The organism is Bacillus sp. UMB0893, assembly GCF_002858905.1.
In the GTDB taxonomy this organism is placed as follows: domain Bacteria; phylum Bacillota; class Bacilli; order Bacillales; family Bacillaceae; genus Bacillus_P.
On sequence record NZ_PKLB01000004.1, the window covers coordinates 23,948 to 47,643 of the forward strand.

The window sequence follows — 23,696 nt, forward strand, 5'->3', positions numbered from 1 at the left end:
GCAATCATCTTAAGGGCCATCTTGCAGCATAGATGGTTTTCTTTTTTGTTATGAAAGAGAGGTATGGAAGAAATTGGTATTATTAGGAAGTTTGATGAATGCAGCCGGTATTATTATCGGATCTTTATTAGGATTATTATTGCGGAGAATTCCCGAATCAATGAAACAGACTGTTATGATTGGGATTGGGCTTTTTGTTATGGTGCTTGGTTTGGATATGGCACTAGAAAGTGAGCAGTTATTTATTGTTATTATTAGTCTTGTCTTCGGTGCAGTTATTGGAGAAGCCATTGATATTGAAAAGAAATTGCATCAGACAGGAGATTGGCTTGAAAAAAAACTGAGCCGAAACCAGACAGGGGATTTTGCACAAGGCTTTGTATCCGCTACCCTGATTTTTGTCATTGGTGCAATGGCGATTGTCGGTTCACTTGATAGCGGACTGAGACAGGATCATGATATTTTATATACAAAATCAATGATTGATGGTTTTACAAGCATGGTGTTATCAAGCACGCTTGGCATTGGTGTATTGCTTTCGGCTATTCCGGTTTTTTTATATGAAGGAAGCATTTCACTCTTTGCGAATGTCATCCATCAATATGTTCCGGAAGCGCTGCTTGAAGAGCTGATCTCTGAAATTACAGCTGCAGGAGGAATCTTAATCCTGGCTATTGGAATCAACATGCTTGGTATAAAAACAATCCGTGTTGCAAACCTATTACCGAGTCTTGCCGTTGTCATCCTGATCATCGTGGGAATGAAATTCGTTTAGTTGATCGTTCTATTTGCATCTTGGGCATGTGTAATCCAAGTTGTTTTTATTGCAGTTTTCTTTAACTCAGTCTGCTGATCTGCCTTGATGATGCTTTCCGCAATAATTGAAGCCATCGTCATGACCAGATGCAGCCTGGTGTTCTGTAAAACAAAGAATTCCATAAACCCGCTTACATTAACGATGCCATTGATATGAATGTCTCCTACTTCTGGAAGTACTTTGTTTACACCTGCTCCAGGCTTAATGGGACCAGTTCCTACTTGAAAGGTGCCTACACTTTTTAATCTTCCTAAACACGCATCAATGGCAATAATAAATGGATTCAAGAACATTTGTTCTATTTTGGAGATTGTTTCTTCTAAATTAACAGCGTGAACGGGATCTTTTAACGTTCCTAACACTTGAAAATGTTCAAGGTTTGCTTCTTGAAGCTTTGTCCCTACTAAAGGGCCTAAACAGTCACCAGTCGACCGGTCAGTTCCGATACAAAGAATAACAATGGGCTTCCGGACAGGAAGAAGGAGTTTAATTTCCGATGATAAATGCTCGGCAGCATGGTCATCTTCATAATAAATTCGGTCACGCTGCGGTTGGAAAAGGCCTGATTTGAAATTCATCGTTTTCACTCCTTCAATATAGTAGTAACAGTATACGGAAGAATATAGAAATCTATACATATTTAAGAGATAATAAGAGATTTTGCTAAGCACTGTAAATTACATCGAAAAGTTGCTAAAATAAAACCTATCTTTATGAATGAATACAATGATTCTTTCTAAATGGAAGGTTGATATGATATGGATTTTTTGAAGAAGCTCACAGATAAAATAACTGCTTCCTTTTTTAATGAGGATCTATGGCTGAATGTTGGACAAGGATTCTTAAAAATTATCGGCATTTTGATTTTGGCATCCCTGCTTATTCGAATTGGGAATGTTGTCATCGAAAAGATCTTTTTGCTGAGAACGAAATCGCCGCTTCGCATTTCTGAACGCAGAGAAAACACGTTAGTAAAACTGCTGGATAATGTTTTGACGTACATTGTATACTTTGTTGCCCTCTTAATGATTTTAGAAACACTAAGCTTTGACGTAAAAGCTCTGCTGGCTGGTGCGGGAATTGTCGGACTGGCCGTTGGATTTGGTGCACAGAACCTTGTGCGCGATGTTATTACTGGTTTTTTCATTATTTTTGAAGACCAATTCTCAGTTGGAGATATGATTAGAGTTGGCCAATTTGAAGGAACGGTAGAAGAAATCGGCCTTCGCACAACAAAAATCAAAAGCTGGACAGGTGAACTTAATATTTTGCCAAATGGAAATATTACGGAAGTAACGAATTTCTCCGTTAACAACAGTGTTGCTTTTGTTGATATCAGCATTGCATATGAAGGAGATATTCCAAAAGCTGAAAAGGTTATTGAAGATCTGCTGCTTGAACTGCCTGATAAATATGAAGAAATGGTTGCCCCTCCTGAATTGCTTGGGATACAAAACCTAGGCGCATCTGAAGTTATATTGCGTGTTGTGAGTGAAGTGCTTCCAATGAAGCATTTCCATATAGCCCGTATGCTAAGGAAGGAAATTAGGATGAGGCTTGACGAGCATGGCATCGAAATTCCGTTTCCTCGCATGGTGATGTATACGAGACCCGATAACAGCGGTCAGAAAAAAGAAAGGATGAGTGAGTAGTGGACAAGGAGTTTGCGATAAATGACGTTGTCGAAATGAAAAAACCTCATCCATGCGGAACGAACCGCTGGAAAATCATCAGAATGGGCATGGATATTCGAATCAAGTGCGAGGGCTGTGCACACAGTGTAATTATTCCAAGAAGAGAGTTCGCCCGGAAAATGAAAAAAAGATTAGTCAAACATGAAGAATGATATTTTAAGAGATGAAAATGCTTGAATGAGGGAGAAAACCGTGCTTTTATATGGTTTTCTTCCTTTTTTTTACGGTTAAAAAGACTTTTTGTGCTTTATTGTTCCTCTGTCTTAAGCTTGTCATTTCATGGGTTACTATCTATAATTGTTGAAGATTGGTTAGAAAAAGGATTAATCAATATTATTGTTTATATAGAGGAGTGGAAAACCATGGCTTTAACTGCAGGTATTGTTGGACTTCCGAACGTAGGAAAATCAACGCTTTTCAACGCCATTACACAAGCAGGTGCGGAATCTGCAAACTACCCATTCTGTACAATCGATCCAAACGTAGGGATCGTTGAAGTACCGGATCAACGTCTGCAGAAATTGACTGAACTTGTACAACCGAAGAAAACAGTTCCTACAGCTTTTGAATTTACGGATATTGCCGGAATTGTTAAAGGTGCAAGTAAAGGAGAAGGGCTTGGAAACAAGTTTCTTTCACATATTCGTCAAGTTGACGCAATCTGTCACGTTGTTCGCTGCTTTGCAGATGACAATATTACACACGTATCAGGGAAAGTAGATCCTATTGATGATGTCGAGACAATTAATCTTGAGTTAATTTTAGCGGATTTAGAGTCTGTAGACAAACGGATTGATCGTGTTGGAAAACTTGCAAAACAAAAAGATAAAGATGCTGTTTATGAGCACGAGGTTCTGTTAATGCTTAAAGAAGCATTCGAGAATGACAAGCCGGCGCGTTCTGTTGAGTTTACGGATGAGCAGATGAAAATTGTGAAGCATCTCCATTTGCTGACCAGCAAGCCTGTTTTATATGTTGCAAATGTATCTGAAGATGAAGTTGCAGACTCAGCAAATAATGAATATGTAAACGCTGTGCGTGAATTTGCTTCAAATGAAAAAGCAGAGGTTATTGTCATTTGTGCAAAGATCGAATCTGAAATTGCTGAACTTGATGGAGAAGAAAAACAAATGTTCCTTGAAGAACTTGGCATCGAAGAGTCAGGCCTTGATCAGCTTATTAAAGCTTCATACAATCTGCTTGGGCTTGCTACTTACTTTACTGCCGGCGTGCAGGAAGTTCGTGCCTGGACGTTCAGAAAAGGAATGAAAGCTCCTCAGTGTGCTGGTGTTATCCATAGTGATTTTGAACGCGGCTTTATTCGTGCGGAGACTGTTTCGTATGAAGATCTTCTTAGTGCAGGAACAATGGGTGCTGCACGTGAAGCGGGAAAAGTGCGTTTAGAGGGTAAAGAATACATCGTTAAAGATGGCGACGTTATTCATTTCCGTTTTAATGTTTAATCATGTTGCTTAAAGTCAATTTGTTTGCTATAATTTAAACTTGTGAGTAATTGAAATGTTTAATTGCTCCTTGCCCGTTTAGGGCCGTTTAGACCAAAAGGAGGTGTAAGAGATGAATAAATACGAAATCATGTATATCATCCGCCCAAACATTGAAGATGAGGCTAAAAAAGCTTTAGTTGAGCGTTTCACTAACGTTTTAGCTGACAATGGTGCGGAAGTTGAAGAAGTGAAAGAGTGGGGCAAACGCCGCCTGGCTTATGAAATCAATGATTTCCGTGACGGTTATTACATGCTGCTTCAAGTGGGTTCAAAACCTGAAGCTGTTCAAGAATTTGACCGCTTAGCGAAAATCAGCGAAGACATCATTCGTCATATGGTAACTAGAAAAGAAGCGTAATTCATATAGATTAGATATCTTTAAAAAAGGATGATTCTGATGATGAATCGAGTTGTTTTAGTCGGCAGACTAACAAAAGATCCAGAACTGCGATACACACCAAGTGGCTCGGCAGTTGCTACTTTTACATTAGCTGTAAACCGTTCCTTCACAAACCAGCAGGGTGAAAGAGAAGCGGATTTCATAAATTGTGTTGTATGGCGCCGTCCGGCTGAAAATGTTGCAAATTTCCTTAAAAAAGGAAGCTTGGCAGGAGTAGATGGACGTTTGCAATCACGCAGCTATGAAGACCAGACTGGCAAGCGTGTTTATGTAACCGAAGTGGTTGCAGAAAGCGTTCAGTTCCTTGAACCTAAGAGCGGCAGTGGAAACAACAGCGGCGGTGGCGGAAACAACAATTATTATGGCGGCAGTCAAGAGGGACAAGGCGAACAGCAAAATCCATTTGGCCAAAACCAAAAACAATATCAGAACCAAAATCAGAATCAGCGTAATCAAGGCCGTTCAAACTTTGATGACGATCCATTCGCAAATGATGGAAAACCAATTGATATCTCTGATGATGACTTACCATTTTAAAAAAATATAGAACGAACAATCCATAATGTAAGGAGGAAATAACTATGGCAGGCGGACGCAAAGGTGGACGTGCAAAACGTCGTAAAGTGTGCTACTTCACTGCACACGGAATCACTAACATCGACTACAAAGATGTAGATTTGCTTAAAAAATTCGTTTCTGAGCGTGGTAAGATCTTACCTCGTCGTGTAACAGGAACATGCGCTAAATATCAACGTAAATTAACGATTGCTATTAAACGCTCTCGTCAAATGGCTTTACTTCCATACGTAACTGGCGAATAATTTTAATAAAAAAAAGGCAGTGAGGTTTCCTTGCTGCTTTTTTATTTGTATAGGAATTCTTAGAAGTTCATAAAAGCTGTGAATGTACGATTGCCTAGCTTTTGGTCATCACAGTAAATAAATAGTGAACCAGGATAACGAAATGAAGTTAGCTTCGCCAAGGTCCGGTGACTATACATTTGATTGTCATTCATGGTTCATTTAAAATAAGCATGGAAGTATAGAACGAGGTGAAGCTGTGAAACGGGTAAATGTATTGACAGAAGGCGCAATTCTGCTTGCGTTATTTACTGTATTAACATTAATGACACTTTATCTGCCGCTAATCGGGGCTTTTTTAATGGTATTTTTACCTTTGCCGTTTATTCTCTATTCGGTTAGACATGGTATTAAAGCTGCTGTGACTCTTATGGCTGCTTCTATCTTAATTACATTATTAGTTGGTTCTTTGTTTGCTTTGCCATTAACTTTAACCTATGCGATCAGCGGTATTGTCATGGGCTATTTTTATAAAAAAAAGCAAACGTCGGGCGCGCTTATCGGTGGAACAATCGCTTTTCTCATCAGTTTTGTCGTCATGTATGCAGCTTCTGCAGCTTTCTTCCAAATTGACCCTATTAAAGAAGCAACAGGAAGCATGGATGAAACCATTGAAATGGCAAGGTCAATGATGGCTGCGATTGGGCAGGAAGCAAATGAAGCAGCAATTAATCAAATAGAAGAGCAAATGAAGTACATAGGCTATTTAATCCCGAGTGTGCTCGTCAGCGTTTCATTCATTTTTGCTTTACTGTCACATGCCGCAACAATTCCAGTCCTTAAAAGGCTGAAAATACAGGTAGTGCCGCTCAAGCCTTTCAGAGAGTGGAAATTGCCGACAAGCATCGTTTGGTACTATTTAATTGTCAGTTTTCTCTTATTTTTTGATCTTGAGAATGATAGCTTTCTATTTATTGCTGTTCTGAATTTGATGTTTGTTCTGCAGGTCCTTTTAGTTGTACAAGGGTTTTCCTTTATTTTCTTTTACAGCTATGTGAAGAAATATTCAAAAGCTCTACCGGTTGCGGCAATCATACTTTCTTTGATTCTGCCAATCCTGATGTATATTGTGCGAATCTTAGGTATAATTGATTTAGCTTTTAATTTGAGAGGACGCGTGAAAAAATAGCATCAATGCGCATAAAATAGACTTATACAGTGCGCAACTAAACAAAAACGCAATCTTACGGATGTTTCACTGTTGTGAGGAGCTGAAACAAAATGCCTAGTTTTTATGAAAAATCGTTTTTCCGATACCCCTTATATGCATTAATTGGCTTAACCGTGATTGCGATTATGGTTATCTTTTATTATCAATGGATGATAGGTGTTGCTGGAACATTTATTCTGGCTGTTGTATTATTCCTATTAAAACTTTCCGAAAAAAAATTAAAGATTGAGATGGAAAGTTATATTTCAACCCTCTCCTATCGTTTGAAGCGAGTTGGAGAAGAAGCTTTAATGGAAATGCCCATCGGGATTATGCTGTTCAATGAACAATATCATATTGAGTGGACAAATCCGTTCCTGACATCATGCTTCCATGAAGATACATTAGTTGGCCGATCCATGAACGACGTGGCAGAAACGCTTGTACCTCTTGTAAAGCAAGAAGTGGATACAGAAACCATTACGCTGCATGAGCGAAAGTTCAAAGTGATCATTAAGAGGGATGAGCGGCTGCTCTATTTCTTTGATGTCACTGAGCAGACAGAAATTGAGAAGCAGTATGAGGATGAGCGTACGGTGCTTGCCCTTATTTTTCTAGATAATTATGATGAAGTAACACAGGGGCTTGATGATCAGACAAAAAGCACGATTAATAGTCAAGTGACTTCTTTATTAAACAAATGGGCAACAGACTATGGGATTTATTTAAAACGAACATCTTCTGAGCGTTTTATGGCTATTTTAAATGAAAATATATTAATTAAACTCGAAAAAAGCAAGTTTTCCATTCTTGATGAAGTAAGGGAAAGTACGACCGTTCAGAATATTTCACTTACACTAAGCATCGGTATTGGTTCGGGTGTTCCCTCGCTTATAGAACTTGGAGATTTGGCGCAATCAAGTCTTGACCTTGCTTTAGGCAGGGGCGGAGATCAGGCTGCTGTTAAACAGACGAATGGAAAAGTGAAGTTTTATGGCGGCAAAACGAATCCGATGGAGAAAAGAACGAGAGTGCGGGCCAGAGTGATTTCCCATGCTTTGACTGAAATTATTTCTGAAAGCGACAAAGTGATTATTATGGGTCATAAATACCCTGATATGGACTCAATCGGTTCGGCTATTGGAATCTTGAAAGTAGCGCAGGTGAACGAAAAGGAAGGTTTTATCGTCCTTGATCAAAATGAACTGGACACAGGTGTTCAGCGGTTAATCCAAGAAGTAAGACAGCACTCTGATTTGTGGTCACGCTTTATTACAAGGGAAGAAGCCTTAGAAATCTCGACTGATGATACTGTTTTGATCGTTGTTGATACCCATAAGCCATCCCTTGTAATTGAAGAAAAGCTGCTGAATAAAGTGGATAATGTCGTCGTCATTGATCATCACCGCCGCGGGGAAGAATTTATAAAAGATCCATTGCTTGTTTATATGGAGCCGTATGCTTCTTCTACTGCTGAGCTTGTAACAGAGCTATTGGAATATCAAACAAAACGTTTGAAAATGAATATGATTGAAGCCACTTCACTGCTGGCAGGAATCATTGTCGATACGAAAAGCTTTACTCTCAGAACAGGTTCGCGTACATTTGATGCTGCCTCTTATTTGAGATCAAAAGGTGCTGACACTGTTCTCGTGCAAAAGTTCATGAGAGAAAATATTGATCATTATGTAAAACGATCAAAAATCATCCAAAATACTGATATGTACAAAGAAGGCATCGCAATAGCAAAATCAGATGCTGATTCAGAGGATTATTTTGATCAGGTTACTATTGCACAAGCAGCGGACACACTTTTGACGATGAACGGTGTTTCAGCTTCATTTGTTCTTGCAAGAAGAAATGAGCAAACCATTGGCATTAGTGCAAGGTCCCTGGGTGATATTAATGTACAGCTGATCATGGAAGCCTTAAATGGCGGAGGTCATCTTACAAATGCAGCAACACAGCTTGAGAATATTTCTCTGCAGGAAGCAGAAGAAAAATTAAAACTTGCGATTGCAGAATATATAGAAGGAGGAACTAAATCGTGAAAGTCATTTTCTTAAAGGATGTAAAGGGAAAAGGTAAAAAAGGGGAAGTAAAAAATGTAGCGGACGGTTACGCACATAACTTTTTAATCAAGCAAGGTCTGGCAATTGAAGCCAATCAATCAGCTATCAGCCAGCTGCAGGGACAAAAGAAAAAAGAAGAAAAAGAAGCAGCTGCGGAACTTTCTAAATCTCAAGAATTAAAAGAAAAACTAGAAAGCTTAACAGTAGAATTGAAGGCTAAATCAGGAGATGGCGGGCGATTGTTCGGTTCTATCACAAGCAAGCAAATAGCGGATGAGCTATTGAAATCACACGGCCATAAGGTAGATAAACGCAAAATTGAACTGCCTGATGCCATTCGTGCTTTAGGATATACGAATGTGCCGGTAAAATTGCACCCAGAGGTTACAGCGACAGTTAAGGTACACGTAACAGAACAGCAGTAATAAAATGATATGTGATGTGTGACACGCTCAGGAACTTCATTTTACAGCATCACATATCTATCACTTAAATTATCGTAAAAAAGGATGGTGATCATCATGAATGAAATCTTTGATGATCGGATTCCTCCACAAAATATTGAAGCGGAGCAAGCTGTACTTGGAGCTATCTTTCTTGAACCCGCATCTCTTATCACCGCTTCTGAAATATTAATTCCAGAAGATTTTTATCGGGCATCACATCAAAAAATTTATAATGTGATGCTGAAGCTAGCGGATAAAGGAGAACCTGTTGATTTAGTCACAGTTACTTCGGAGCTTGCAGATGCCAATATTTTAGAGGAAATCGGCGGAGTTTCATATTTGAGCGATCTGGCAAATGCTGTTCCTACTGCTGCAAATATTGAGTACTACGGAAGAATTGTTGAAGAAAAATCAATTTTGCGCAGGCTGATCAGAACGGCAACTACGATTGCTCAGGATGGCTACTCCCGCGAAGACGAAGTTGATGTTTTATTAAATGAAGCAGAAAAAAACATCATGGAAGTATCTCAGCGTAAAAATGCTGGAGCTTTCCAAAATATTAAAGATGTTCTTGTACAAACATACGATAACATTGAATTGCTTCATACACGCAAAGGCGACATTACTGGAATTGCAACAGGTTTTACCGAGCTCGACAGGATGACAGCTGGATTTCAGCGAAATGATCTCATCATCGTAGCAGCCCGTCCATCTGTAGGTAAAACAGCATTCGCTCTGAATATTGCACAAAACGTAGCAACAAAAACAGATGAAAATGTCGCGATTTTCAGCCTTGAGATGGGAGCCGACCAGCTTGTCATGAGGATGCTTTGCGCTGAAGGGAATATCAATGCCCAAAATTTGCGTACAGGCAATCTAACTCCTGAAGACTGGGGAAAGCTTACGATGGCAATGGGAAGTCTATCAGATTCAGGAATATTTATTGACGATACACCAGGAATCCGGGTCAGTGAAATACGTGCCAAGTGCCGCCGGCTTAAACAGGAAAGCGGACTAGGCATGATTTTGATTGACTATCTTCAGCTTATTCAGGGAAGCGGACGAAACAAAGATAACCGGCAGCAGGAAGTATCTGAAATCTCAAGAACGCTTAAATCATTGGCAAGGGAACTGAAGGTCCCTGTCATTGCCTTATCGCAGCTTTCGCGCGGAGTGGAGCAGCGTCAGGACAAGCGTCCAATGATGTCTGACATTCGTGAATCAGGAAGTATTGAGCAGGATGCAGATATTGTTGCTTTCCTATACCGTGATGATTATTACGATAAAGAATCCGAAAATAAAAATATCATAGAAATTATTATAGCGAAGCAGCGTAACGGTCCAGTTGGAACCGTGAGCCTTGCTTTCGTAAAGGAATACAATAAATTCGTAAACCTGGAACGGCGATTTGACGATGCAGGTGTTCCGCCAGGTGCTTAGAGCCGTCTTGCTGTTGAGACGGCTTTTTTTGATTTTTCTATTCTTTACCCCTTTAGAATGAAATGCCTAATTAGGGGAACTCTAAGTGAAGATATATTAATATCTCTTCTTTTTGCTTAATATTACGAACGAAATGAAAATGTAATCTCATTAATGTTCGTCTTTTCGTTGACTTTATGACGATACGTTGGTAAAATTAGCTTGTTTGATAGTGCGAAAAAAGAAGAGTTGTAAATAAGCGGAGGTGCACGTAATGTCTTCAGTAGTTGTTGTAGGAACACAATGGGGAGATGAAGGTAAAGGAAAGATTACCGATTTTCTTTCAGAAAATGCAGAGGTTATTGCTCGTTATCAAGGCGGGAATAACGCGGGACACACAATTAAATTTAATGGTGAAACATATAAGCTCCACTTAATTCCATCAGGTATCTTTTATAAGGATAAAACCTGTGTAATCGGCAATGGAATGGTTGTTGACCCAAAAGCTCTTATTCAGGAACTATCTTATTTGCATGATCGCGGGGTAAGTACTGATAATCTTCGCATCAGCAATCGCGCGCATGTCATTCTTCCATATCATTTAAAGCTTGATGAAGTAGAAGAAGAACGCAAAGGCGCTAATAAAATTGGCACAACCAAAAAAGGAATCGGTCCTGCTTACATGGACAAAGCAGCTCGCGTAGGAATCCGCATTGCTGATTTATTAGACCGTGAAGCTTTTGAAGAAAAATTAACAAGAAATTTAGAAGAAAAAAACCGCATGCTTGAAAAGTACTACGAAACAGAAGGATTCACGATTGAAGAAATTCTTGATGAATACTACGAGTACGGTCAGCAATTTAAAAAGTACGTTTGTGACACAGCAGTTGTTTTAAATGATGCTCTTGATGGCGGCAGACGTGTTTTATTTGAAGGTGCCCAAGGCGTTATGCTTGATATCGATCAAGGTACGTATCCATTTGTAACATCTTCAAACCCGGTAGCGGGCGGAGTGACAATCGGATCAGGAGTTGGACCTACTAAAATTAATCACGTTGTCGGAGTTTCTAAGGCTTATACAACCCGTGTTGGCGATGGACCATTCCCAACAGAGCTTGATAACGAAATTGGCCACCAAATTCGTGAAGTCGGACGCGAATATGGTACAACAACTGGCCGCGCTCGCCGCGTTGGATGGTTTGACAGCGTCGTTGTCCGCCATGCCCGCCGTGTAAGTGGTATCACAGACTTATCATTAAACTCAATCGATGTGCTGACAGGCATCGAAACATTGAAAATCTGCACAGCTTATAAATATAAAGGCGAAATCATGGAGTCCTTCCCAGCAAGCCTTAAAGTACTTGCTGAGTGTGAGCCGGTCTATGAAGAGCTTCCAGGCTGGACAGAAGACATCACAGGCGTTCGCGACCTTGGAGAGCTGCCTCAAAACGCCCGCAACTATATTGAGCGTGTATCACAGCTGACAGGCATTCCGCTATCCGTCTTCTCAGTAGGACCTGACAGAACACAAACAAATGTTGTAAGAAGCGTATATAGCTAAACAGCGGAATCGAAAGGGGGCTTGCCTCCTTTCGGTTTTTTAGATTGAAGACTCGTAAGCTGGTACATAGAGTAAAAGGTAAATCTCAACAGAAAGAAATTCAGTTGAAAAACAGAGGATATTACACTTAATACCAACCCGAGAATTGTCTTTTTCTAGCTGCCTTTGGCAATTTGAAAACATGGAAAAGCGATTATTATCAAGTATGGAAGTATCTCTGCCTGCACCGGAGTCTTTTCTATTCACCGAAAAGTGAGTTTAATTGGTGTAAATACAATTCTATCCGTGTAAATCCATGTTTTATCAGTGAAAATTTCAGTTTTATCAATGTAAACCGCGTTTTAAATTGTGTAAACTGCAGGTTTATCAGTCAAAATGACGATTTTATCAGTATTACGAATAAAATCCCTGGTTTGCTATTGTGCTGAAGTTTTATAAACCTATGATAGTACCCACAGATAGAAATAAATAATTTCTTTTATATAAAACTTTTCCTTGTTATTCTTCTACCATTGAAGTACAATAATAAAGGTTCGGTAATAAACAGCGATAAGTACTGTTTTTACATACATACACATACATAGCTCGGTATCAGTCGGTAGAGCACGATCGAATAATCTCCGAAGAATAAGCATCAGCGCACAAATGGAGCTGCAGCTTGGCTAAGCTTTCTGAGATTTGGGCGAAGGTTCCAAAAACAAAAACAACATTGTACTGCATTCTAAAACATGGCTCGGTAGCTCAGTCGGTAGAGCAAAGGACTGAAAATCCTTGTGTCGGCGGTTCGATTCCGTCCCGAGCCACTCAAAAAAGACATGACCCCTTTGGGGGTCATGTCTTTTTGCTTTGTGACTTTTGTGGCAGAGAAATTATGGGCATATTTTTACAGGAAACAGTAAATTATGACACCAATAATACAGAAATGTTACATTTTGCAAAATCACTAGGTAATTTTCTGATAATATGATAATTTAATAAGGTAGTAAAAAAATAGAATTTTGTCGAAATAGAACTATTTGCTTACATAATGATAGATAAAGTACTTAGCAGTGGTTAATTGGGAGGAAATTAAATCGTGTTTAAGCGCATAAATGGATTGATTGGAAACAACGTTCAACATACAAAAAACAAAATAATGAAAAAAGCTTTTTTTAGTTTGGCTTTTGCCGGAACACTGTCTCTTGGCTTCGGATCTGCAGCATCAGCAGAGGAATCACTTGAAACGGTTTATCACGTTTATTTAGATGGTGAAAGAGTTGGCACTGTTGATAGTCAGCAGTTAATTGATAACCTTTCAAAGAAGAAAATTGAAGAGGCTAAAAAGACATACAAAGATTATCAATTAACGGTTGAAGAGATTGAATTGATTCCTGAACAAATGTTTCGTCCTGTTTCAAACAATGAGGAGACATTAAATAAGCTGAATGCGGATCTTCAGGTTGTTGCTGAAGCAGCATCTATTAAAATTGACGACAAGACAATTGCTTCTTTTAAAAACAAAGAAGAGGCAGAAACTGCATTAAATAAATTTAAAGGCAAATATGTTTCTGAAGATGATCTAAAACATTTAGAAACTCTGAAACATACTTCAGTCCCTTTACAGCCTATTAAAGAAAATGAATCTCGTATATTAGACGTTTCCTTTACTGATAAAGTTTCAGTATCTGAAGAAAAAGTTGCGCCAGAAAAACTAATTTCTGTCGAAGATGGTTTAAAGCTTCTAGAAAAAGGTACATTGGAAGAGAAAAAGCACGAAGTCAAAGAAACAGATGTACTTGGCAAAGTAGCTTCTGAATATAAACTTACGCTGGATGATTTGCTTGCACTTAATCCAGGGATAAAAGAAGACGATGTCATTAAACCCGGTGACGAACTAAATGTAAAAGAGTATAAGCCGTTTACAAATGTTCTCGTGAAAGAAGAAGTATCTAAAAAAGAGGCGATCGCCTATGAAACTGAAGTGATTGAAGATGCTTCAATGTTCAAAGGCGACAAGAAAACAAAGCAAGAAGGAAAAGACGGCCAAAAGCTGCTGAATTATATGGTTTATAAAGAAAATGGGAATGAAGTAAAGCGTGATACAACAAAAGATGAAACGCTGACTGAACCTGTGAAAGAGATTATCGTAAAAGGCACCAAGGTTGTACCTTCTCGCGGGAATGGTTCCTTAACATGGCCAGCAGTTGACGGGTATGTTTCTAGTAAGCTTGGAACACGCTGGGGTAAAATGCATAAAGGCATCGATATTGCCCGCCCGAGTGACCGCACAATAAAAGCAGCGGATAATGGAAAAATCGTCTCTGCAGGAAATTCCGGGGCGTACGGAAATAAGATTGAAATTGACCATGGCAATGGCATGAAAACAGTCTATGCACATTTAGATTCAATCTCTGTGTCTGTAGGACAAACGGTCTCTCAAGGTCAAAAAATTGGTGTAATGGGATCAACTGGGCGCTCTACAGGTGTTCATTTGCACTTTGAAGTATACGAAAATGGCAACTTAAAAAATCCGCTTGATTATTTGAAAAAATAACCTCTAGCTTTGCTAGAGGTTTTCTTCTTTTAAGCTCGGCAGCTGCCGGGTTTTTGTCAGTTAAGCGGTCTATGAGGAAGGGAATAAGATAGGAGGAAATCGGGTTCATGCAATAATCTGAAATCTCCAAGTTTAATCTCTATCTGTTTTGCTGGGCATACATTAGGAAATACCTAATGAGAAGATTTCTATAAATTACTCGAAAAGAATGACTTGAAAAGATGATTCTGTTAAGTAGACGTGGTAAATTAAGAATACGGAAGATACACCTTACGTAAAAGGGGCGAATGGTCATGGAAAAGAAAATCCTAGTTGTGGATGATGAAAAGCCGATTGCAGACATTCTGCAATTTAACTTAAAAAAAGAGGGCTATGAAGTATTTTGTGCCTATGATGGAAATGAAGCACTTGAAATGGTTGAAGAAATTCAGCCTGATTTGATTCTTTTAGATATTATGCTCCCAAATAAAGACGGAATGGAAGTTTGCCGTGAAGTGCGGAAGAAATATGAAATACCCATTATCATGCTGACGGCAAAGGATTCTGAAATAGACAAGGTGCTTGGACTTGAGCTTGGTGCAGATGACTATGTCACTAAGCCATTCAGTACAAGAGAGCTGCTTGCACGTGTGAAAGCAAACTTAAGAAGATTGCAGGCAATTCCTGCAACAGATCAGCAATCAGATAAAAATGAAATTGAGATCGGTTCATTGACCATCCATCCTGATGCATATGTTGTGTCCAAACGCGGGGAAACCATTGAATTGACTCATCGTGAATTTGAACTGCTTCACTATTTAGCAAAACATATTGGACAAGTTATGACACGGGAGCATCTTCTTCAAACCGTTTGGGGCTATGATTATTTCGGTGACGTTCGTACAGTAGATGTTACTGTTCGCCGCTTAAGGGAAAAAATTGAGGATAATCCAAGCCATCCGACGTGGATCGTTACGCGAAGAGGTGTCGGGTATTACTTGCGAAACCCTGAACAGGAGTAGGTTTCATGAACAAAGTTGGTTTCTTTAGATCCATCCATTTCAAGTTTGTTATGGTCTATGTGCTCCTTATCATGATTGCGATGCAGATCATTGGAGTGTACTTTGTGAAACAGCTTGAACGATCTCTGCTGGAAAATTTCAATACCTCAATTACTCAAAGGATCAATTTCATAAATTACAGCATCGAACAGGAAATGACCAAAGAGCGCACAGGGGATGATTCGGCAGTTGCTGTTCCTACTTTGGAAGAGGACATTACAGCCATATTAAAAGATTTTGCGAAGGATGAAATTCAGGAAATACGGGTCATTGATAAAAATAGCCGTGTCATTGCAACATCAGATCCAAATAATAGTGATATTATCGGAAAGCGGACAACAGAAGTTCTTGTAAAACGAACGCTTGTCTTTGAAAAACCTGATGAAAAAGTATTAATTGACCGTGATACGAGCCGACGTGTGTGGGTTTCTTCAACACCAATAAAAAATATTGACCAAGATACGATTGGTGCCTTATATCTGGTTGCTTCCATGGAAGAAGTATTTTCTCAAATGCGCGTAATCAACGGGATTTTAGCGACTGGAACAGGGCTATCCTTGGCCATTACCGCCGTACTTGGTGTTTTTCTGGCGCGTACTATTACAAGGCCTATGTCTGATATGAGAAAGCAGGCAATTGAGCTATCGAAAGGAAACTTTTCCAGAAAAGTTAAAGTCTATGGTGAGGATGAAATTGGCCAGCTTGCCATTACCTTTAATAATTTGACAGATAAGCTAGAAGAGGCTCAGGCAACAACTGAAGGAGAACGAAAGAAGCTTGCTTCTGTTATTGCTCATATGACCGATGGCGTAATTGCAACAAATCGTTCAGGGGAAGTCATTTTAATTAATAATCCAGCGATGGAAATGCTTAATGTTTCACGTGAAACGGTCTATGAAGTGCCTATTACAAAGCTTTTAGGCATTGATGATGAATATACGTTTGATAGTTTAATTGAGCAGCAGGATTCCCTCATTTTAGATGCGAGTACGCTTGAAAAACCATACATTCTCCGAGTGAACTTTTCTGTTATTCAAAAAGAACACGATCGAAATAATGGCTTAATCGCTGTGATATATGACATCACTGAACAAGAAAAAATTGATCAGGAACGACGTGAGTTTGTTGCCAACGTGTCACATGAACTTAGAACTCCTTTAACAACGATGCGAAGTTACCTCGAAGCTCTTGCTGAAGGTGCATGGGAAGATAAGGAAATAGCTCCTCAGTTCTTAAATGTGACTCAAAATGAAACGGAACGAATGATTCGTCTTGTCAATGATTTGCTGCAGCTTTCAAAACTCGACAGCAAAGATTACCGTATCAATAAACAGTGGATTAATTTCACAAATTTCTTCAATCAGATTATTGATCGATTTGAGATGACAAAGGAACAGCATGTTACGTTTCTCCGAATGCTTCCAGAGGAAAAACTTTATGTGGATATTGATCCTGATAAGATTACGCAAGTCCTTGATAATATCATTTCAAATGCTCTTAAATATTCACCTGAGGGTGGTCTGATTACATTCAAAATAGAAGTGCTTGATGACGAATTGCAAATAAGTGTGAAAGATGAAGGCATGGGAATTCCTAAAGGGACAGAACATAAGATATTTGAGCGTTTTTATCGGGTGGACAAAGCGCGGACAAGGAAGCTTGGAGGAACAGGGCTTGGTCTTGCTATTGCAAAAGAGATGATCGGTGCGCATGATGGGGAAATATGGGCAAAGAGTGTTGAGGGAAAAGGAACAACAATCCTATTTACCTTGCCGTTTACCCAGGATCAAGAGGATGATTGGGATGAATCGTGAGAATTTAAAAACAATAACCTTAGCGATACTCGTCTGCTGCAGTGTGTTTTTTACGTATAACCTTTGGACATTCAAACCTAACTACGATTTTGTCCAAAGCAGCCAATACTTAGAAAACGAACCAATCAGCAATGAGAAGAAAGAGCCCTATCATGTTATCCGGCCCTATCAAATGTTCGTACAAGATCATTCAAATCATTATGGAACGTTTCAAGCGAAAGAGATCAATTCGCTTTGGGATGAGCTGAAACGATGGGATATCAATGAAGTAAAGAATGTGTCAAACAGATATAGCTCTGCAAAACTGAATGATTGGATAAACGGAAACAGCGAAACGAAGAAAATAGAGCTTGTTTTTAGTGATAAAATACCGTTTGAAATCTTTCAATCTCTTTTCCAATATAAATCTCAAAAAACCATATACTCTTCCTTTGACAGGATCGTTATGCCAATTGGAAAAGAAAATCAGCAGCAAAAAATTATGTTTGTTTCATATGAACAGCGTCTTGTTTATGAAGCAACGATAAGCGATGTAAATGCTAAGAATTTTGTTGCTTCAGTTATTGAAAAAAAGGAAAATTTGGATCCTTATGTCTCAATGAATCTTTTAGAAGATAAGGCGATGCTGCTTCCTGAAGGCAATATTCAAATGGACCAAACGAAATATATTACTGACTCAATTGATGGTGAGGATTTTAAACAGGCATTATTCAACAATCCAAGCTATGTGCGAAGAGAAATGAAGCCTACACAAAACATTTATACAGATGGAACAAGTTTATTAACCATCTATCCAAGTCAGGAAAAATTGCGCTTTGTGAACCCGACAATTGATCCAAGCATGTTTATTGAACGAGGAAAGGCAATGAAGCAAAGCATTGAATTTTTAAATAATCATGGAGGCTGGACGGATGATTATCAGTTCTATAACATGGATTCCGACAGCCAGCTTGTCTCATTTCGGTTAATGGTCAATCTTTTCCCTGTCTTTGAAGATATTACAAATACATTTGGTCCAGCCGAGATATCCATGAGGTGGGGCAATAATGAAATTGCCACGTATCTGCGTCCATTATTTGAATTGGACATACCGATTGGGCAAAATGCAGTAAAAATGGCAAATGGAAAAGAGGTAATCGCTCTACTTAAACAGGAGAAAAACCTGGAGCTGAAAGATGTGAAACGAGTCTTTCCAGCTTATGAAATGTCTGCAACAGCTGAGCCAAGGATTGTAACGCTTAAGCCTTCTTGGTATGTTGAAACAGAAAGCGGTCATTTCTCAAAATTGGAATCAAGAAATGAAACGCTTGGAGGTAACAGCGATGGATTGGAGTAAGACAAAATCCATTTTTATACTTGCTTTTCTCGTATTGAATACTTTTTTGGCCTTTCAATATTTTAACATTATTATCACAAACAGCAGGTATGATGTTATTCAAAAACCTATGATAGAAGAGCAGCTGGCAGCTGAAGGAATCACCTATGGTGAACTCCCAAAAGGAACAGAAAAAGGTGCATATATAGCTGCTGAGAGCAAGGTTTTCTCTAAGGAAGAATTAAAAGCTTTATCAGACCAGGAAATTCTTGAGTTTGACAATAAATCAAAAGGGTTAGTTGCAGAGTTTGAGGAACCAATTAGTCTTCCGGAGACAAACACAAAAAGCAAATTAAATCAGATTATCCGCGAAAACATCCTATATGGGGACGAATATGTACTTTGGAAAACAGATAAAACGAATAATACGATTGTTTATATTCAAACGCACAATGATAAAATGATTTTCCAAGATTTATCTGACCAAAAAATCGGCATGCTTATCCTTTATTTAAATGATAAAAACCAAATTGTCAGCTATGAGCAAACGATGCTTGAAAACATTGAGGATTTAGAAGAAAGACAGGATATCCTCCCGGCACTTAAAGCATTAGAAGCGCTCTACAATAAAAATGATTTAAAGCCAAACAGCAAAGTGACCGAAGTTCAGTTTGGCTATTACTCGCCCTTCCCATTATCGGGAGAGCAGATTTTGGCGCCTACTTGGCATATCGTTGTTAACGAAAAAGAAGATTATTATGTGAATGCATTAGAGGGACAAGTTATTCGTCCTAACGAAAAATTGGAGTGAGAAACGATGAGCTTGCAATTCAGTGTTCTCGCAAGCGGAAGTACGGGGAATGCCATTTATGTTCAATCAGATCAGCATTCATTGCTTATTGATGCGGGACTTAGCGGAAAACAAATGGAAGTTTTATTTCAGCTGATCGGAAAGCAGATCAATCAGTTATCCGGGATATTAGTAACGCATGAACATAGTGATCACATAAAAGGTTTAGGAGTACTTGCGAGAAAACATAAGCTGCCGGTCTATGCAAATGAGAAAACATGGCAGGCTATGGAAGGATTGATTGGGGCAATAAGCCCTGATCAGAAATTTATTTTTCAAACAGGAACTGTTCAGTCATTTGGAGGCATAGATGTTGAATCATTTGGTGTTTCACATGATGCAGCAGAGCCTATGTTTTATGCTTTTCATCATGAGGGAAAAAAACTTGCGCTTATTACAGATACGGGGTATGTAAGCGATCGGATGAAGGGTATCATCAATAATGCGGATGCCTATGTATTTGAAAGCAATCATGATGTAGACATGCTGAGAATGGGTCATTATCCATGGAGTGTAAAACGTCGTATTCTGAGTGATGTCGGACACGTTTCAAATGAAGATGCAGCGCTTGCGATGACAGATGTCATTGGAGACAACACGAAACGAATTTACCTTGCGCATTTAAGCAAAGATAACAATATGAAAGAACTTGCAAGAATGTCTGTTCAGCAAACACTTGCCAGCAAAGGATTTATGTCAGGCGAGCAATTTGAACTGTACGATACAGATCCCAAAAACCCAACTCCGCTCGTTTGTGTCTAAGGTACTAAAGATCGTTTTTTTTGGATATCCTTGAGTATAATATTGCTAAGATATACACACTATTCATACAGTGTTTGTTTGTGTGAAAGGATAGGTGAGACGATCGATGGGGTATTACGATCAAGACTATGAGGAGTACAATCGAAAACAAAAAGGAAATCGGGGCGGACGGTTTTTATCGGGTTTGACTGGTGCCATATTAGGAGGGCTTCTCGTACTATTTTCCATGCCTATTTTGGCGAATATGGACTTCCTGCCTTATGACTTTTCAATGGGGGAAGATGATGAAGACACTGATCAGGATCAGACTTCAAATGCACCTGCTAAAAACATTTCCGTTGACGTAAACACAGCTGTCACAAAGGCTGTAGACAAAGTATCAAAGGCTGTTGTTGGAGTTGTAAATATTCAGGAAGCCGGGTTTTGGAATGAAAAAGGCGAAGCGGGTACAGGATCAGGTGTCATTTACAAAAAAGAAGGCGACAATGCCTTTGTTGTCACTAACTATCACGTGATAGCCGGAGCTTCTCAAGTTGAATTAAGCTTAAGTGATGGAACCAGGATTCCTGCTGAGATTCTCGGAAGTGATGAGCTAATGGATTTAGCCGTTCTCAGAACAGAGAGCAAGCCAGTTGAGCAAGTCGCGGAATTTGCTAATTCAGACAATGTCAAACCAGGAGAACCCGTTATTGCCATTGGGAATCCCTTAGGACTGCAATTTTCAGGATCTGTCACGCAAGGCATCATTTCTGGTACAGAAAGAGCCATCCCGGTCGATTCCAATCAAGATGGCGAAGTTGATTGGAATGCAGAAGTCATGCAGACAGATGCAGCTATTAACCCTGGAAACAGCGGAGGAGCACTTGTTAATATTGACGGGAAATTAATTGGAATTAACTCAATGAAGATTGCTGAATCGGCAGTAGAAGGCATTGGACTTGCGATTCCTATCAATCTTGCCGCTCCAATTATTGATGACTTGGAAAAATACGGCGAAGTCAGACGCCCATTCCTTGGCATCGGCATGCGTTCGCTAAATGAAGTATCGAGCTATCATTGGGAGCAAACATTGAAGCTTCCAAAAGAAGTTTCTTCAGGTGTCGTTGTCATGAGTGTAAATCCTGTTTCTCCAGCAGGTCAGGCAGGGCTAAAAGAACTCGACGTCATAACTGAATTTGATGGTCAAGAAGTGAAAGACATTATTGACCTAAGAAAGCAGTTGTACAAAAAGAAGGTTGGCGAAAGTGTGGGTCTTACTTTTTACCGGGCGGGAGAAAAGAAATCAGTTAAGCTTAAACTGGGAGAAGAACAGGAGGGTTAATACTCCTGTTTTTTTCTTTTATTATATATCCACATGTGGATAAGGAGGAAAAACGATGAAGTGCTGCGAAGAACATATTGAACTTGCCATTGATATGTATGTAGATGAGCATGAAGTTGCACCAGAAATCGAAAAAATCAGAGAAATCAACAAGTTATCCACAACCTGTGAATTGTGTGAAAACCCTGCTGTATATATAGTGGGGAACTAATATTCGCACACTAAATGTGGATAAGATGTGCACAATTGTGGATAAAAAATGTTAGTAAACTGTTCTTAAAAGTGGGGATAGCTGTGAATATAACAATATGTACAATCGGAAAGCTTAAAGAAAAATATCTAAAGCAAGGAATCGATGAATTTTTAAAGCGGTTAACTCCTTATGCAAAGGTAGAAATCATTGAGCTTCCAGACGAAAAAGCACCTGAAAATTTAAGCGAATCTGAAATGGAGCAAGTCAAGCAGCGTGAAGGCGAACGGATATTATCAAAAATTTCGGATGACACTCATGTAATAGCTCTGGCGATTGAAGGGAAAATGAAATCGTCTGAGCAGCTTGCAGCTGATCTGGATCGTCTTGCTACATATGGGAAAAGCAAAGTTGCATTTGTTATTGGGGGATCACTGGGGTTGAGCAATGAGGTAATGAAGCGGGCGAATGATACGCTGTCCTTTTCAAAAATGACGTTTCCTCATCAGCTGATGCGTCTGATTTTGGTGGAGCAGGTTTACAGGGCTTTTCGGATTAATCGGGGTGAACCGTATCATAAGTAAATGAGGTTTTTTTAGAAAAATAAAAAGCCAAAAATGAAAAAGTTATGAGTATAACTTTTTCATTTTTGGTGTTTATAAGGAAGATCAACATCCGTTACATTAATATAGCCTTTCTAATTAAAAAAGCAAAGGAAAAGTAAATGTAACGAAAGCCGCCCAAAGTCCGTAAACTGGCAAATACTTAGTGACCGCATCTTGAATGGGTGAAGGTCCGGTCTTGTTTTGTAGAAAACGCATATATGAGACCATAATCCAAATAAGATTTCCCCAGATAAGTATGTTTACACCTAAAACAGCTAGTCTATTTGGTGTAATCCCATAAGAAGAAAGTCTGAACACGATGGCTGACAAAGCCACACTGTCAATGATAAGCGCAAGAGCAATTAAGGAAAAATTTATATAATCTGAAATGTTCTTTTTCTCGTCTGAGTCGCTTTCGGTAATAGAAAATATGGTAACGGCCAATACACCAAGGAGTATTCCGTTGAAGGCTATCAGGAAATTGCGGTCCAAGAATGGATTTTTTCCGACCCATATAACCGTTATAAGATAGACCAACAATGTAACCAGGACAAGAGGACTAAAAATTTTAGCTATATATGGTGTAATATTCTTAGCAAGTTTAAGATTCATTGATACCAGGTATGCAGCCACAATAGCAAGAGCGGCAGCACCAAATAAAACGATATTACTAAAATAGAATTCTTCTATATCCAAGCCAACAAAGCTAAATAACTGCATGGTCAATGCCGCTAGCACCATTCCGCTAACTGCCATGCTGGCGTAGAGAATACAAAATTCCAAATTAAATTTAATATAGGCTAATCTTGTACTGCCTTTTGAATATTCATTTCCTGTAAATGCAAGCCCTACCAATACCCATAAGAATATGGGAAGGTGTAAATAAGCAAGGATAATACTGTCTTTATAATTTAATGGTAGCATATTAAGATAAAACCCGGAAATTAGGAACAACGCTGCAAGGGAATAAATAACACTTTTTTTCGGAGTATTATTGTAAACAAAATAGGCAGCAATAAAGGGAATTATACCAAAAGCCAGGTTAATTGGAGCAATTGCTTCCTGTTCGACAAAATGGAAAATGATTCTGGTGCTTATCCCGGCCAGAATGGCTAAAATGCCCATGAATAAGAAACCTTTTTGAAGCAAGGAAGATTTTTCTGAATGTGCCGTTTCCTTGAAATGCAATCTTTCATACCAAATGCCAAGAACCTGAGAATCAGGATTTTGTTCCCATGCGTCTGAGAATGACTTTTTAAAGGCTTTGGGGTCATTTCTAAACATTCTCTCCAGCTCATGGGGATTAGAAATATTTTCAATAATTAAATTTTTAATGTCCATG

Annotated in this window: 23 protein-coding genes and 1 tRNA gene; 22 read left to right on the forward strand and 2 right to left on the reverse strand. The window is 39.1% G+C overall.

All coding sequences use genetic code 11. The features are described from left to right. The first annotated feature begins 73 nt into the window (after positions 1–73). Positions 74–775: a DUF554 domain-containing protein gene (locus tag CYJ36_RS10200; protein ID WP_101567176.1), complete on the forward strand. Its 702-nt coding sequence runs from the start codon at positions 74–76 to the stop codon at positions 773–775. Here the strand turns inward: CYJ36_RS10200 and yyaC are convergent. Further along, complete coding sequence (gene yyaC, locus CYJ36_RS10205) at positions 772–1,395, reverse strand: spore protease YyaC (RefSeq protein ID WP_101567177.1); 624 nt, start codon at positions 1,393–1,395, stop codon at positions 772–774. The two genes, CYJ36_RS10200 and yyaC, sit on opposite strands and share 4 nt — an antisense overlap. Positions 1,396–1,575: 180 nt before the next feature. Here yyaC and CYJ36_RS10210 point away from each other — a divergent pair, with 180 nt between their 5' ends. From CYJ36_RS10210 to rlmH, 21 genes are all read left to right on the forward strand, one after another. Further along, positions 1,576–2,469 (forward strand): mechanosensitive ion channel family protein, encoded by an 894-nt coding sequence (locus CYJ36_RS10210; RefSeq protein ID WP_101567178.1) that lies wholly within the window; start codon positions 1,576–1,578, stop codon positions 2,467–2,469. Next, entirely contained in the window at positions 2,469–2,663 is a 195-nt protein-coding gene (locus tag CYJ36_RS10215; RefSeq protein ID WP_101567179.1) for a DUF951 domain-containing protein, read from the forward strand. The genes CYJ36_RS10210 and CYJ36_RS10215 overlap by 1 nt, the downstream gene beginning before the upstream one ends. A 210-nt stretch (positions 2,664–2,873) precedes the next feature. Further along, a complete protein-coding gene (ychF, locus tag CYJ36_RS10220; protein ID WP_101567477.1) occupies positions 2,874–3,974 on the forward strand; it encodes a redox-regulated ATPase YchF in 1,101 nt (366 codons plus the stop codon). Positions 3,975–4,086: 112 nt separating this feature from the next. Then, positions 4,087–4,374, forward strand: a complete 288-nt coding sequence (gene rpsF / locus CYJ36_RS10225; RefSeq protein WP_101567180.1) for a 30S ribosomal protein S6 — start codon at positions 4,087–4,089, stop codon at positions 4,372–4,374. 39 nt (positions 4,375–4,413) lie between these two features. Then, positions 4,414–4,953: a single-stranded DNA-binding protein gene (gene ssb, locus CYJ36_RS10230; RefSeq protein ID WP_101567181.1), complete on the forward strand. Its 540-nt coding sequence runs from the start codon at positions 4,414–4,416 to the stop codon at positions 4,951–4,953. A 44-nt stretch (positions 4,954–4,997) separates the two neighbouring features. Next, positions 4,998–5,237 carry a 30S ribosomal protein S18 gene (gene rpsR / locus CYJ36_RS10235; RefSeq protein ID WP_101567182.1) on the forward strand — a complete coding sequence of 80 codons (240 nt, stop codon included), beginning with the start codon at positions 4,998–5,000 and terminating at the stop codon, positions 5,235–5,237. Between the two features lie 238 nt (positions 5,238–5,475). Next, positions 5,476–6,405, forward strand: coding sequence for a YybS family protein (locus CYJ36_RS10240; RefSeq protein WP_101567183.1), 930 nt, complete (start codon positions 5,476–5,478; stop codon positions 6,403–6,405). Positions 6,406–6,497: 92 nt separating this feature from the next. Then, positions 6,498–8,477, forward strand: a complete 1,980-nt coding sequence (locus CYJ36_RS10245) for a DHH family phosphoesterase (RefSeq protein ID WP_101567184.1) — start codon at positions 6,498–6,500, stop codon at positions 8,475–8,477. Further along, positions 8,474–8,923: a 50S ribosomal protein L9 gene (gene rplI / locus CYJ36_RS10250; RefSeq protein ID WP_101567185.1), complete on the forward strand. Its 450-nt coding sequence runs from the start codon at positions 8,474–8,476 to the stop codon at positions 8,921–8,923. The genes CYJ36_RS10245 and rplI overlap by 4 nt, the downstream gene beginning before the upstream one ends. A 96-nt stretch (positions 8,924–9,019) precedes the next feature. Continuing rightward, positions 9,020–10,384: a replicative DNA helicase gene (gene dnaB, locus CYJ36_RS10255; RefSeq protein ID WP_101567186.1), complete on the forward strand. Its 1,365-nt coding sequence runs from the start codon at positions 9,020–9,022 to the stop codon at positions 10,382–10,384. A 253-nt stretch (positions 10,385–10,637) separates the two neighbouring features. Further along, positions 10,638–11,924, forward strand: a complete 1,287-nt coding sequence (locus CYJ36_RS10260; protein ID WP_101567187.1) for an adenylosuccinate synthase — start codon at positions 10,638–10,640, stop codon at positions 11,922–11,924. Positions 11,925–12,654: 730 nt separating this feature from the next. Beyond that, a tRNA-Phe gene (locus CYJ36_RS10265) sits at positions 12,655–12,727 on the forward strand. A 272-nt stretch (positions 12,728–12,999) separates the two neighbouring features. Then, positions 13,000–14,457, forward strand: coding sequence for a peptidoglycan DD-metalloendopeptidase family protein (locus CYJ36_RS10270; protein ID WP_101567188.1), 1,458 nt, complete (start codon positions 13,000–13,002; stop codon positions 14,455–14,457). Positions 14,458–14,750: 293 nt separating this feature from the next. Next, positions 14,751–15,458: a response regulator YycF gene (gene yycF / locus CYJ36_RS10275; RefSeq protein ID WP_101567189.1), complete on the forward strand. Its 708-nt coding sequence runs from the start codon at positions 14,751–14,753 to the stop codon at positions 15,456–15,458. Between the two features lie 5 nt (positions 15,459–15,463). After that, on the forward strand, positions 15,464–17,311 hold the full coding sequence (gene walK / locus CYJ36_RS10280; RefSeq protein ID WP_101567190.1) for a cell wall metabolism sensor histidine kinase WalK: 1,848 nt from the start codon (positions 15,464–15,466) through the stop codon (positions 17,309–17,311). Further along, positions 17,301–18,647 (forward strand): YycH family regulatory protein, encoded by a 1,347-nt coding sequence (locus CYJ36_RS10285; protein WP_180850224.1) that lies wholly within the window; start codon positions 17,301–17,303, stop codon positions 18,645–18,647. The genes walK and CYJ36_RS10285 overlap by 11 nt, the downstream gene beginning before the upstream one ends. Further along, positions 18,634–19,437 carry a two-component system regulatory protein YycI gene (locus CYJ36_RS10290; protein WP_180850226.1) on the forward strand — a complete coding sequence of 268 codons (804 nt, stop codon included), beginning with the start codon at positions 18,634–18,636 and terminating at the stop codon, positions 19,435–19,437. Before CYJ36_RS10285 ends, CYJ36_RS10290 begins: the two co-directional genes overlap by 14 nt. A 6-nt stretch (positions 19,438–19,443) precedes the next feature. Further along, on the forward strand, positions 19,444–20,238 hold the full coding sequence (locus CYJ36_RS10295) for an MBL fold metallo-hydrolase (protein ID WP_101567193.1): 795 nt from the start codon (positions 19,444–19,446) through the stop codon (positions 20,236–20,238). Between the two features lie 106 nt (positions 20,239–20,344). Beyond that, positions 20,345–21,559 (forward strand): S1C family serine protease, encoded by a 1,215-nt coding sequence (locus tag CYJ36_RS10300; protein WP_101567194.1) that lies wholly within the window; start codon positions 20,345–20,347, stop codon positions 21,557–21,559. Positions 21,560–21,614: 55 nt separating this feature from the next. Further along, complete coding sequence (locus CYJ36_RS10305; protein ID WP_101567195.1) at positions 21,615–21,770, forward strand: CxxH/CxxC protein; 156 nt, start codon at positions 21,615–21,617, stop codon at positions 21,768–21,770. An 83-nt stretch (positions 21,771–21,853) separates the two neighbouring features. Further along, positions 21,854–22,333 (forward strand): 23S rRNA (pseudouridine(1915)-N(3))-methyltransferase RlmH, encoded by a 480-nt coding sequence (rlmH, locus tag CYJ36_RS10310; RefSeq protein WP_101567196.1) that lies wholly within the window; start codon positions 21,854–21,856, stop codon positions 22,331–22,333. 117 nt (positions 22,334–22,450) lie between these two features. On the opposite strand, the gene CYJ36_RS10315 is transcribed toward rlmH, so the two are convergent. Beyond that, positions 22,451–23,695 carry a DUF4153 domain-containing protein gene (locus CYJ36_RS10315; protein ID WP_101567197.1) on the reverse strand — a complete coding sequence of 415 codons (1,245 nt, stop codon included), beginning with the start codon at positions 23,693–23,695 and terminating at the stop codon, positions 22,451–22,453. Position 23,696 lies beyond the last annotated feature (1 nt).